11 protein-coding genes are annotated in these 12,637 nt (G+C 69.7%); 9 read left to right on the top strand and 2 right to left on the bottom strand.

The window, feature by feature from the left end; all coding sequences use genetic code 11:
• Nucleotides 1-141 precede the first annotated feature (141 nt).
• From eccD to IF02_RS0127170, 6 genes are all read left to right on the top strand, one after another.
• Nucleotides 142-1,647, top strand: a complete 1,506-nt coding sequence (gene eccD, locus IF02_RS0127195; RefSeq protein WP_030161435.1) for a type VII secretion integral membrane protein EccD — start codon at nt 142-144, stop codon at nt 1,645-1,647.
• A 173-nt stretch (nt 1,648-1,820) separates the two neighbouring features.
• Nucleotides 1,821-2,108: a 30S ribosomal protein S15 gene (gene rpsO, locus IF02_RS0127190; protein WP_030161433.1), complete on the top strand. Its 288-nt coding sequence runs from the start codon at nt 1,821-1,823 to the stop codon at nt 2,106-2,108.
• A 314-nt stretch (nt 2,109-2,422) separates the two neighbouring features.
• A complete protein-coding gene (locus IF02_RS0127185; protein ID WP_030161432.1) occupies nt 2,423-4,645 on the top strand; it encodes a polyribonucleotide nucleotidyltransferase in 2,223 nt (740 codons plus the stop codon).
• Nucleotides 4,642-6,021: a M16 family metallopeptidase gene (locus IF02_RS0127180; protein WP_030161430.1), complete on the top strand. Its 1,380-nt coding sequence runs from the start codon at nt 4,642-4,644 to the stop codon at nt 6,019-6,021. Before IF02_RS0127185 ends, IF02_RS0127180 begins: the two co-directional genes overlap by 4 nt.
• A gap of 75 nt (nt 6,022-6,096) precedes the next feature.
• On the top strand, nt 6,097-6,852 hold the full coding sequence (gene dapB / locus IF02_RS0127175; protein ID WP_030161428.1) for a 4-hydroxy-tetrahydrodipicolinate reductase: 756 nt from the start codon (nt 6,097-6,099) through the stop codon (nt 6,850-6,852).
• Nucleotides 6,853-6,870: 18 nt separating this feature from the next.
• On the top strand, nt 6,871-7,317 hold the full coding sequence (locus IF02_RS0127170) for a hypothetical protein (RefSeq protein ID WP_030161425.1): 447 nt from the start codon (nt 6,871-6,873) through the stop codon (nt 7,315-7,317).
• Between the two features lie 112 nt (nt 7,318-7,429).
• Here the strand turns inward: IF02_RS0127170 and IF02_RS0127165 are convergent, their stop codons facing one another.
• Both IF02_RS0127165 and IF02_RS0127160 read right to left on the bottom strand, forming a co-directional pair.
• Nucleotides 7,430-7,996: a PH domain-containing protein gene (locus IF02_RS0127165; RefSeq protein WP_030161424.1), complete on the bottom strand. Its 567-nt coding sequence runs from the start codon at nt 7,994-7,996 to the stop codon at nt 7,430-7,432.
• Between the two features lie 47 nt (nt 7,997-8,043).
• Nucleotides 8,044-8,283, bottom strand: a complete 240-nt coding sequence (locus IF02_RS0127160) for a hypothetical protein (RefSeq protein ID WP_030161422.1) — start codon at nt 8,281-8,283, stop codon at nt 8,044-8,046.
• Nucleotides 8,284-8,530: 247 nt separating this feature from the next.
• On the opposite strand from IF02_RS0127160, the gene thyX reads away from it, so the two are divergent.
• From thyX to IF02_RS0127145, 3 genes are all read left to right on the top strand, one after another.
• Nucleotides 8,531-9,271, top strand: coding sequence for an FAD-dependent thymidylate synthase (gene thyX / locus IF02_RS0127155; RefSeq protein WP_030161420.1), 741 nt, complete (start codon nt 8,531-8,533; stop codon nt 9,269-9,271).
• 248 nt (nt 9,272-9,519) lie between these two features.
• On the top strand, nt 9,520-10,419 hold the full coding sequence (gene dapA / locus IF02_RS0127150; protein ID WP_030161419.1) for a 4-hydroxy-tetrahydrodipicolinate synthase: 900 nt from the start codon (nt 9,520-9,522) through the stop codon (nt 10,417-10,419).
• A 120-nt stretch (nt 10,420-10,539) separates the two neighbouring features.
• Nucleotides 10,540-12,225: a ribonuclease J gene (locus tag IF02_RS0127145; RefSeq protein WP_030161418.1), complete on the top strand. Its 1,686-nt coding sequence runs from the start codon at nt 10,540-10,542 to the stop codon at nt 12,223-12,225.
• Nucleotides 12,226-12,637: the final 412 nt, after the last annotated feature.

Raw genomic sequence — 12,637 nt, 5'->3', positions numbered from 1 at the left:
CTGCGCGACGGTGATCCTACTTGCCGACAGTCACTCATACGCCCGGTAGGGTGGCCCGCGCAGTATGCGCATCCGCGAATCCACGGCGAATCCAAGGCAGCGGTGCTTGCACCCGCTTCGCCAACCAGGGGGGTCACACAGGTGAGTACGGCCGCAACGACGGGCTTCTGCAGGGTCACCGTCGTGGCTCCCGACAGCCGGATCGACGTCGCTCTCCCCGAGGACATCGCCGTCGCCGACGTCTATCCCGAACTGCTGCGCCTCACCGGCCAGACCCAGCCCGTCGGCGCGCCCACCGGCTTCCACCTGGTCCGCCGCGACGGCACCGTCCTCGACGGCGCCCGCACGCTCGCCGCCCAGCAGGTACTCGACGGCGAGGTGCTGAGCCTGCGCCCGTTCGCCGACTCGCTGCCGCCCGCGGTCTTCGACGACGTCTCCGACGCCGTCGCCTCCGCCGTCGTCCGCGACCGCCACCTCTGGAGCGACGACATGCTGCGCGGCGCGGGCCTGATCGGCGCCGCCCTGCTGCTCGTCCTGCTCGGCTTCGTCCTCTGGTACGCCGACCCGGTCCGCCACGACATGCACGGCCTGCCCGGCATCGTCGCCGGCGCCGCGGGCGTGCTCCTGACCGCCGCCGCCGGGGTGCGCGCCCGGGTCTACCGCGACCGCGGCTCCGCCGTCGCCCTCGGCCTAGGCGCCCTCCCGCTCCTGCTGATCGCCGGCTCCGGGATCATCGCCGCCGGCGCCGGCGAGGGACCCGGCCGGCTCCAGTTCCTGCTCGGCTGCGTCTGCGTCCTGGTCGCCTCCGTCGCCCTGGTCGCGCTCACCCCTCACGGCGACGCCCCCTTCGTCGCGGCCACCTTCCTCGCCGCCACCGGGACCCTGGCCACCTTCGTCGCCATCGTCACCGAGGCCTCCGCCACCGGGGCCGCCGCCGTCTGCGCCCCCGTCGCCATCGGCCTCGTCGCCTTCCTGCCCGGCCTCTCCGCCCGCTTCGCCCGGCTGCCCATCGGCTACGCCGCCCCGCAGAGCGCCGTGGAGGATTACGAGACCCCGGACCGCTACGAGACCGAGCCGTACGGCGACCCCTCCGGCCCCGAGCAGCACGAGCCGGGCACCCCGCTCGACGCCGAGGCCATCGCCGCCCAGGCCCGCCGCGGCCACGAGATGCTGCTCGGCCTGGTCGGCGGCTGCGCCGCGGTCGCCGTCGGCTCCGCCGCCGTCCTCGGCTTCTCCGACAACACCTGGGGCCGCCTCCTGGCCCTGGCCACCGGGCTGGCCATGCTGCTGCGCGCCCGGCTCTTCCGCTACACCTCCCAGGTCGTGTGCACCCTGGTCGCCGGTCTGGCCGCCATCGCCCTGCTGATCCTGGGCCTGGCCCTGCACCCGCCGGCCGACCTGGTCCGCGAGCTCGTCCAGTACCACGACCGCGGCGGCCTGGACCTCCGTACGATCTGGCTCTCCGCCGCCGTCGCCGCCGGCGCGGCCCTCCTCGCGGGAATTGCGCTTGTCATCCCGCGCAAGGGCCTGTCACCCTTCTGGGGACGGCTGCTCGACCTCACCGAGGCGGCAGTACTGCTCAGTCTTGTCCCGCTGGCCCTCGCCGTGCTGGACGTGTACGCCCGGGCCCGCGCTCTCACCAGCTGAGACAGGGGCCGCGCGGCAGCCTGGTACGCTGTGTGACGGCCGTTTGTGTACGCGCCCCCGGAAACCTTCTGGAGGCTGCGCTCAGCGGACCCCGCCTCCCGAGTTACGGAAGATCCCCAGAGAATTCGACCTGGGGCACTCGGTGGCCACGAAGACCTATACGAGGAGTACGCGTGTCGCTCGACGCCGCTACGAAGAAGCAGATCATCGCCGAGTTTGGTGCTAAGGAGGGCGACACCGGCTCCCCCGAGGTCCAGGTCGCGATGCTCTCCAAGCGCATCACGGACCTGACCGAGCACCTCAAGACCCACAAGCACGACCACCACTCCCGTCGTGGTCTGCTGATCCTGGTCGGCCAGCGTCGCCGCCTGCTGCAGTACCTGGCCAAGAAGGACATCCAGCGCTTCCGTACGCTGGTCGAGCGCCTCGGCATCCGCCGCGGTGCGGCCGGCGTCAAGTAAAGACGCTGTGAAGGGAGCGGTTCCCACACTGAGGGGGCCGCTCCCTTTGCTGTACGTGCTGGCGCTCTACGTGCGGGACGTACCGGACGCTTTGTAGTCTGGACGCAACGTGCATGGCGAACCACGTGCACAACTGAATGAGGAGGAGCGCCCTCCCAGGCCGCCGGTCCTCGGTAGTGGTACCCGGAAAGCCCCACGGGCACCGAACCGGGTACTTCGATCGAAGACCGGCCCGCACGCAAGGAGCGCTTCTCCGACACCGTCCGCAGCCACACGGGCAGCGGACGGAGACGACGAAAATGGAGAAAACGCTAGTGGAGAACGAGACCCACTACGCCGAGGCCGTTATTGACAACGGTTCCTTCGGCACCCGCACCATCCGCTTCGAGACGGGCCGTCTGGCCCGCCAGGCCGCCGGCTCCGCCGTTGCCTACCTGGACGACGACACGATGGTGCTTTCCGCCACCACCGCGTCGAAGAAGCCCAAGGACCAGCTCGACTTCTTCCCCCTGACGGTGGACGTCGAGGAGCGGCAGTACGCGGCCGGCAAGATCCCCGGCTCCTTCTTCCGCCGTGAGGGCCGCCCCTCCGAGGACGCGATCCTCACCTGCCGCCTGATCGACCGCCCGCTGCGCCCGTCCTTCAAGAAGGGCCTGCGCAACGAGATCCAGGTCGTCGCCACCGTCATGGCGCTCAACCCGGACCACCTGTACGACGTCATCGCGATCAACGCCGCGTCCGCGTCCACGCAGCTGGCCGGCCTGCCCTTCTCCGGCCCGATCGGCGGCGTCCGCGTCGCGCTGATCCGCGGCCAGTGGGTGGCCTTCCCGACGCACACCGAGCTCGAGGACGCCGTCTTCGACATGGTCGTCGCGGGCCGCGTCCTGGAGGACGGCGACGTCGCGATCATGATGGTCGAGGCCGAGGCCACCGAGAAGACCATCGCCCTGGTCAAGGGCGGCGCCGAGGCGCCGACCGAGGAGATCGTGGCCGCCGGCCTCGACGCCTCGAAGCCCTTCATCAAGGCCCTCTGCAAGGCCCAGGCGGACCTGGCGGCCAAGGCCGCCAAGCCCGAGGGCGAGTTCCCGGTCTTCCTGGACTACCAGGACGACGTGTACGAGGCCCTCGCGGCCGCCGTCAAGGGCGACCTCGCCCAGGCGCTGACCATCGCGGGCAAGCAGGACCGCGAGGCCGAGCTCGACCGCGTCAAGGACATCGCCGCCGAGAAGCTCCTCCCGGCCTTCGAGGGCCGCGAGAAGGAGATCTCCGCCGCCTACCGCAGCCTGACCAAGGCCCTGGTGCGCGAGCGCGTCATCAAGGACAAGGTCCGCATCGACGGCCGCGGGATCACGGACATCCGTACCCTCGCCGCCGAGGTCGAGGCCATCCCGCGCGTGCACGGCTCGGCGCTGTTCGAGCGTGGCGAGACCCAGATCCTGGGCGTCACCACCCTCAACATGCTCCGCATGGAGCAGCAGCTGGACACCCTCTCCCCGGTGACCCGCAAGCGCTACATGCACAACTACAACTTCCCGCCGTACTCGGTCGGCGAGACCGGCCGCGTCGGTTCGCCGAAGCGCCGCGAGATCGGCCACGGCGCGCTCGCCGAGCGCGCGATCGTGCCGGTCCTCCCGACCCGCGAGGAGTTCCCGTACGCGATCCGTCAGGTGTCCGAGGCCCTCGGCTCCAACGGTTCGACGTCCATGGGCTCGGTCTGCGCCTCCACCATGTCGCTGCTGAACGCCGGTGTGCCCCTCAAGGCCCCCGTCGCCGGCATCGCCATGGGCCTGATCTCCCAGGAGATCGACGGCAAGACGCACTACGTCGCCCTCACCGACATCCTCGGTGCGGAGGACGCCTTCGGCGACATGGACTTCAAGGTCGCCGGCACCAAGGAGTTCGTGACCGCCCTCCAGCTGGACACCAAGCTGGACGGCATCCCGGCCTCCGTCCTGGCCGCGGCCCTCAAGCAGGCCCGCGACGCCCGCCTCCACATCCTCGACGTGATGATGGAAGCGATCGACACGCCGGACGAGATGTCCCCGAACGCCCCGCGGATCATCACCGTCAAGATCCCGGTGGACAAGATCGGTGAGGTCATCGGCCCCAAGGGCAAGATGATCAACCAGATCCAGGAGGACACCGGCGCCGAGATCACGATCGAGGACGACGGCACCATCTACATCGGTGCCGCCGACGGCCCGGCCGCCGAGGCCGCCCGCGCCACGATCAACGGCATCGCCAACCCGACCATGCCGGAGGTCGGCGAGCGCTACCTGGGTACGGTCGTCAAGACCACCACCTTCGGTGCCTTCGTCTCCCTGCTCCCGGGCAAGGACGGCCTGCTGCACATCTCGCAGATCCGCAAGCTCGCCGGTGGCAAGCGCGTGGAGAACGTCGAGGACGTGCTCGCGGTCGGCACCAAGGTCCAGGTGGAGATCGCCGAGATCGACCAGCGCGGCAAGCTCTCCCTGATCCCCGTGATCGACGGCGAGGCCGCCGGTGACGACGCTGACAAGGACGACTCCGACAAGTGACGTCGCGTAGTTCCCGTGTGACGGCCCGCCCCTCTTCGGAGGGGCGGGCCGTCGCCCGTACCCAAACCCTCCTCAAGGGCGAGAACGGCATCGGCACCGTCCGGCGCACGGTCCTCCCCGGCGGACTGCGCATCGTCACCGAGACGCTGCCCTCGGTCCGCTCCGCCACCTTCGGCATCTGGGCGCACGTGGGCTCCCGGGACGAGACGCCCACGCTCAACGGTGCCACGCACTACCTCGAGCACCTCCTCTTCAAGGGCACCGGCAAGCGCAGCGCCCTCGACATCTCCTCCGCGATCGACGCGGTCGGCGGCGAGATGAACGCCTTCACGGCGAAGGAGTACACCTGCTACTACGCGCGGGTGCTCGACACCGACCTGCCGCTGGCGATCGACGTCGTCTGCGACATGCTCACCGGCTCGCTGATCCGCGAGGAGGACGTCGACGCCGAGCGCGGAGTCATCCTCGAAGAGATCGCGATGACCGAGGACGACCCGGGCGACATGGTCCACGACCTGTTCGCGCACACCATGTACGGGGACACCCCGCTGGGCCGCCCCGTCCTCGGCACCGTCGACACGATCAACGCGCTCGGCGCCGACCGGATCCGCCGCTTCTACAAGAAGCACTACGACCCCCGCCACCTGGTGGTGGCCGCGGCCGGCAACGTCGACCACAACAAGGTCGTACGCCAGGTCCGCGCGGCCTTCGAGAAGGCCGGCGCCCTCGGGCACACCGACGCCGAGCCGATCGGACCGCGCACCGGGACCAAGCGCATCCGCACCTCCGGCCGCGTCGAGCTGGTCAACCGCAAGACCGAGCAGGCCCACGTGGTCCTCGGCATGCCGGGCCTGGCCCGCACCGACGAGCGCCGCTGGGCGCTCGGCGTGCTGAACACCGCCCTCGGCGGAGGCATGTCCTCCCGCCTCTTCCAGGAGGTCCGGGAGAAGCGCGGCCTGGCCTACAGCGTGTACTCGTACACCTCGGGCTTCGCCGACACCGGCCTCTTCGGCGTGTACGCGGGCTGCCGCCCGAACCAGGTCCACGACGTGCTGCGGATCTGCCGCGGCGAGCTCGACAAGGTCGTCTCCGAAGGGCTCGCCGACGAGGAGATCAAGCGGGCCATCGGCCAGCTGTCCGGCTCCACCGTCCTCGGCCTGGAGGACACCGGCGCGATCATGAACCGCATCGGCAAGAGCGAGCTCTGCTGGGGCGACCAGATGTCCGTCGACGACATGCTGGCCCGGATCGCGTCCGTCACCCCGGACGACGTCCGCGCGGTCGCCGCCGACGTCCTGGCCCAGCGGCCCTCGCTCGCGGTGGTCGGCCCGCTGAAGGAGAAGCAGGCCGCCCGCCTCGACGAAGCGGTCGCCTGAGACCCTGACACCCCGGGGCCGGGCACAGGCCGCCGCCGGCCGGTGCCCGGCCCGTACGACAGGAAGCGAAGAAGCATGAGCAGCAAGCTGCGGGTAGCGGTTCTCGGTGCCCAGGGCCGCATCGGCTCCGAAGCGGTCAAGGCCGTCGAGGCCGCCGAGGACATGGAGCTGGTGGCCGCGCTGGGCCGCGGCGACAAACTGGAGACGGTGGCCGAGGCCGGCGCGCAGGTCGCGGTCGAGCTGACCACCCCCGCGTCGGTCATGGGGAACCTCGACTTCCTCATCGGCCACGGCATCCACGCGGTGGTCGGCACCACCGGCTGGAACGAGGAGCGCCTCACCCAGCTGGACACCTGGCTGGCCGGCTCCCCGCAGACCGGTGTGCTCATCGCCCCGAACTTCTCCATCGGCGCCGTCCTCACCATGAAGTTCGCCGCCCAGGCCGCCCGCTACTTCGAGTCCGTCGAGGTCGTCGAGCTCCACCACCCGAACAAGGTCGACGCCCCCTCCGGCACCGCGACCCGCACGGCGCAGCTCATCGCGGCCGCCCGCGCCGAGGCCGGCTGCGCCCCGCAGCCCGACGCCACGGCCACCGCCCTCGACGGCGCACGCGGTGCGAACGTCGACGGCGTCCCGGTGCACGCGATCCGCCTGCGCGGCCTGCTGGCCCACCAGGAGGTGCTCCTCGGCGGTGAGGGCGAGACCCTGACCATCCGTCACGACTCCCTGCACCACAGCAGCTTCATGCCGGGCATCCTGCTCGGCGCGCGCCGCGTCGTGCAGCACCCGGGCCTCACGTTCGGCCTGGAAAACTTCCTCGACCTCGGCTGATGAGCAGGCAGTAGTCCCATGCGCGCGAAGATCACTTACTTCCTCACGGCCGCCGTCCTGGTCGTCTACTTCGTCCTGGTCGGCAGCCGGGGGGTGATGCTGATCCGGCAGGGCACCGCACTGACCGTGGCCTTCGGTGCCGCGGTGCTGATCCTGCCGGTCATCGGCGTCTGGTTCCTCTGGAAGAACACGCAGTTCGTGACCAGGGCGAACCAGCTCGCGACCGAGCTGGAGGCCGAGGGCGGACTGCCCGTCGACGAGCTGGAGCGGGACCAGTACGGCCGGATCCTGCGCGACTCCGCCGACGAGGTCTTCGCGCGCCGCAAGGCCGAGACGGAGGACGCGCCGGGCGACTGGCGCAGCTGGTTCCGCCTCGCCGTCGCCTACCACGACGCCCGCGACACCCCGCGGGCCCGCAAGGCCATGCAGCGGGCCATCGCCCTGCACGGCGGACCGCGCGGCTAGGGCGGGCCGCCCGGAGGCCCCGTAAAGCCACCCGAAGCCCCGAAACCCCGGAAGCCCGTACAGGCCGCCTGAGCGGATCCCGTACGGGCTTCCAGGGCACTGCACGCCGGTGTCAGGCGGGCACGGCCCGGTACTCCTCGGCCCAGGCCTCGACCGTGTCGGCGGCCCGGTCGAACGCCTCGGTCCGCGACAGGAAATCGGCATTGTGGTCGGTCAGCAGCACCGGCAGCTCCGCGCCGCCGCGCCCGGCCGCCGTCAGGGCCTGGCCCTGGACGGTCCGCGGCAGCCCCAGCCAGCGCACCGGCTGCTGGACCGTACGGACCTCGGTGATCTCGTCCCAGGCGATCGAGCGGGTCCGGAAGAAGGACACCCGGCGCAGCCCCGCGGGGCTCACCCATACGCCCGTCACGAGAATCCGCAGCGCGGACCCGATCACGCAGAGCGCGGCGGCCAGGCAGACGAGGGCGCCGGCCCAGGTGCCCGCGAACGCGATGATCATCGTGGAGAGCAGCATGAAAGCGGCCAGCAGGAGCAGCAGCGCGGCGCCGGCCACCCGCCAGGGCCCCGGCCGGTACGGCCTGCGCCAGCGGTCGGGGTCCTCGTGGGCCAGTACGTCCTCGCCGGCACTGTCTTCGTGCGCGTCGAACGCGCGGTCGGCCGTCAAGAAGGGCAGGGGCACGGCTGTACCTCACTCACATGCACGTTCGGTTGGGCTTGACCGTGAGGCTACCGCCCCTCGGAGGCCTCCGACTGCTGCGACTTGGCGGGCGCCTGGTGGGGCTGGAGTGCCGGCATGCCGAAAAGCAGGGAGCCGACGAGCCCGGCCACCACGGTCAGCCCGACCAGACTACGGGCGGCTATCTGGGCCGTGCCCAGACGCTCGCGCGGCGGCGGAGTGACATTGCTGCGGAAGCGGTCGGCCTCGGCGACGAAGGCGAACGGGACGGGCTCGCTCCGGCGAAACATAGAGCGACTCTCCTCACGGTCGGGGCCCGGGGGCGGCGGTGGCGGGTACGTATGACGTCTACTGGTAAAGACGTACGAACCGCCCAATCGGTGCCGGAATTCGGGACATTAACCAAATTTTATGGCTGGGCGTCAGCTGAAAGGGTGACCGGGCCGCCTCCCGGTCCGGCGGGAGAGCTGCGCGTCGAGCCGTGAGCCGCGCCGTAGAGTGGGCGCGCCCCAAGAGAGTCGTTCGGAAGGACCCCCGGTGAGCGAGACCGCCGCTTCAGACCTGAAACCCAGCTTCCGCAGTGATGTGACGGTGGAGCTGGTGAAGCACTCCGCCGCCGACTCCGACGTGCTGTGGGCCGCCCGTGTCTCCACGGCCGGCGAGCAGTCGCTCGAGGAGCTCCAGAAGGACCCGGAGCGCTCCAAGGGCCTCATCAACTACCTGATGCGCGACCGGCACGGCAGCCCGTTCGAGCACAACTCGATGACCTTCTTCATCAGCGCCCCCATCTTCGTGTTCCGCGAGTTCATGCGGCACCGCGTCGGCTGGTCGTACAACGAGGAATCGGGCCGCTACAGGGAGCTGGAGCCGGTCTTCTACGTCCCGGACGCCGAGCGCAAGCTCGTCCAGGAGGGCCGCCCCGGCAAGTACGTCTTCGTCGAGGGCACCGCGGCCCAGCAGGAACTGACGGGCCGGGTCATGGAGGACTCGTACCGTCAGGCCTACGAGGCCTACCAGGAGATGCTGGCGGCGGGCGTGGCCCGGGAGGTTGCCCGTTCGGTCCTGCCGGTCGGACTTTTCTCCTCGATGTACGCCACCTGCAACGCGCGCTCCCTCATGCACTTCCTCGGCCTGCGCACGCAGCACGAGCTCGCGACCACCCCGTCCTTCCCGCAGCGGGAGATCGAGATGGTCGGCGAGAAGATGGAGCGGCACTGGGCCTCGCTCATGCCGCTCACGCACGCCGCGTACAACGCCAACGGACGCGTCGCCCCGTAAGGGCCGATACGGCCCGATGGGGACGGATGAGCCCATGGCGTACAGATGTGCGGAGTCAAGTCCGAAGTGTCCGTATTGCCACGTTTCGTAAAGTTCATCTAGGCTGATCAAACGGACCCGGCACTGCTTGAACCCCCGAGCAGGCAGTGCCGGGATCCAACAACCCTCCCGGCCCGTGCCGGGAGCCACACCCTCTTGACGTCCCCCGAGGGGACAACGCGAGCATGGCAGCGAGTAGCGTGTTACCCATGGCTCCGATCTCGACTCCGCAGACCCCCTTCGGGCGGGTCCTCACCGCCATGATCACGCCGTTCACGGCGGATGGCGCACTCGACCTCGACGGCGCGCAGCAGCTCGCCGTCCACCTGGTGGATGCAGGCAACGACGGCCTGATCATCAACGGGACCACCGGCGAGTCCCCGACCACCACCGACGCGGAGAAAAACGACCTCGTACGAGCCGTCCTCGAAGCGGTAGGCGACCGGGCCCACGTCGTCGCCGGCATCGGCACCAACGACACCCGCCACACCCTGGAGCTCGCCCGCCAGGCCGAGCGCACCGGCGCCCACGGCCTGCTCGCGGTGACCCCGTACTACAGCAAGCCGCCGCAGGAGGGCCTCTACCGGCACTTCACGGCGATCGCCGACGCCACCGAGCTCCCGGTGATGCTCTACGACATCCCCGGCCGCAGTGGCGTCCCGATCAACACCGAAACCCTGGTCAGGCTCGCCGAGCACCCCCGGATCGTGGCCAACAAGGACGCCAAGGGCGACCTCGGCCGCGCCAGCTGGGCCATCGCCCAGAGCGGACTCGCCTGGTACTCCGGCGACGACATGCTGAACCTGCCGCTGCTGTCCGTCGGCGCCGTCGGCTTCGTCTCCGTCGTCGGCCACGTGGTCACCCCCGAGCTCCGCGCGATGCTCGAAGCCCACCTGGGCGGCGACGTCCAGAAGGCCACCGAGATCCACCAGAAGCTGCTGCCCGTCTTCACCGGCATGTTCCGCACGCAGGGCGTGATCACCACCAAGGGCGCGCTGAACCTGCAGGGCCTGCCCGCCGGCCCGCTCCGCCTCCCGCTGGTCGACCTGACGGCCGAAGAGACGGCCCAGCTCAAGATCGATCTTGCCGCCGGCGGGGTACAGCTCTGACATCAGACTTCACAACTGAATAAGCAAGACGAACAAACCAGACGAATGCAAGTGCACGAATGACATGCGCGCCACGTGCCTTACGACGAGGTACGTGGCGTGTGTGGTGAGGAGATACTTTTGAGCCATCCGCACCCTGAACTCGGCGCGCCGCCGAAGCTCCCCAAGGGCGGCCTCCGGGTCACCCCTCTGGGCGGTCTCGGCGAGATCGGCCGCAACATGACCGTCTTCGAGTTCGACGGCCGCCTGCTGATCGTCGACTGCGGCGTTCTCTTCCCCGAAGAGGAGCAGCCGGGCATCGACCTGATCCTGCCGGACTTCTCGTCCATCCGGGACCGGCTCGACGACGTCGAGGGCATCGTCCTCACGCACGGCCACGAGGACCACATCGGCGCCGTCCCGTACCTCCTGCGGGAGAAGCCGGACATCCCGCTGATCGGCTCCAAGCTGACGCTGGCCCTCATCGAGGCCAAGCTCCAGGAGCACCGCATCCGCCCCTACACCCTCGAGGTGAAGGAAGGCGAGCGCGAGAACCTGGGCCCCTTCGACTGCGAGTTCATCGCGGTCAACCACTCCATCCCGGACGCCCTGGCCGTGGCGATCCGCACCGGCGCCGGCATGGTCGTGTGCACCGGTGACTTCAAGATGGACCAGCTGCCGCTGGACAACCGCCTCACCGACCTGCACGCTTTCGCGCGTCTGAGCGAAGAGGGCATCGACCTCCTCCTCTCGGACTCGACGAACGCCGAGGTCCCGGGCTTCGTCCCGCCGGAGCGCGACATCTCCAACGCGATCCGCGGAGTCTTCGCGAGCGCCCAGAAGCGGATCATCGTGGCGTCGTTCGCGAGCCACGTGCACCGCATCCAGCAGATCCTCGACGCCGCCCACGAGTACGGCCGCCGGGTCGCCTTCGTCGGCCGTTCGATGGTCCGCAACATGGGCATCGCCCGTGACCTGGGCTACCTGCGCGTCCCGGCCGGCCTCGTCGTCGACGTCAAGACCCTCGACGACCTGCCGGACGACGAGGTCGTGCTGGTCTGTACGGGCTCCCAGGGCGAGCCGATGGCGGCCCTGTCCCGCATGGCCAACCGCGACCACCAGATCCGGATCGTCCCCGGCGACACCGTGATCCTCGCGTCGTCGCTGATCCCGGGCAACGAGAACGCGGTCTACCGCGTGATCAACGGCCTGACCCGCTGGGGCGCCAACGTCGTGCACAAGGGCAACGCCAAGGTGCACGTCTCCGGCCACGCCTCCGCCGGCGAGCTGCTGTACTTCTACAACATCTGCAAGCCGCGGAACCTCATGCCGGTCCACGGCGAATGGCGCCACCTGCGCGCCAACGCCGAGCTCGGCGCCATGACGGGTGTCCCCAAGGACCGCATCGTCATTGCCGAGGACGGCGTGGTCGTCGACCTGATCGACGGCAAGGCCCGGATCTCCGGCAAGGTCCAGGCGGGGTACGTGTACGTGGACGGCCTGTCGGTCGGCGACGTCACCGAGTCCTCGCTCAAGGACCGCCGGATCCTCGGCGACGAGGGCATCATCTCGGTCTTCGTCGTGGTGGACAGCACCACCGGCAAGGTCGTCAGCGGCCCGAACATCCAGGCCCGCGGCTCCGGCATCGAGGACTCGGCCTTCACGTCGGTCCTGCCGAAGATCGAGGAAGCCATCGCCCGCGCCGCCGCCGACGGCGTCGCGGAGCCGCACCAGATCCAGCAGCTCATCCGCCGGACCATGGGCAAGTGGGTCTCGGACGGCTACCGCCGCCGCCCGATGATCCTCCCGGTCGTCGTCGAGGTCTGAGCCTCGCCGTAGCGCCGTCACTGGAGCGGGGCAACCGGATTTGCATCCGGGGCCCCGCTCCAGTACGTTTACGGCTCCACCTCGCACAACACCCCGGGCACACACGTGTGCCCGTACGTGTCATGCGCGAGCGGGTGGGATTCAAGACCAGGGAAACCTGATAAAGTCTGATCCGCCCGAAAGGGAAAGGCCCTCCAACGGCCACCGAATTCAATTCCACTCCGGAAACGGGGCGGAAAGGATCTGGTAAGGTTGGAACCGCCGGAAAGGGAAAGCGCGAAAGCGAAGACCCCGGAAAGCGAGCGGAACTGACTCTGATAGAGTCGGAAACGCAAGAACGAAGAGCGAAAGCCCGGAGGAAAGCCCGAGAGGGTGAGTACAAAGGAAGCGTCCGTTCCTTGAGAACTCAACA

It is taken from the genome of Streptomyces sp. NRRL S-244 (genome assembly GCF_000717915.1).
In the GTDB taxonomy this organism is placed as follows: Bacteria; Actinomycetota; Actinomycetes; order Streptomycetales; family Streptomycetaceae; genus Streptomyces.
Note: the sequence above shows the minus strand (reverse complement) of the source record. Positions and strands in the feature narration are given on the sequence as shown.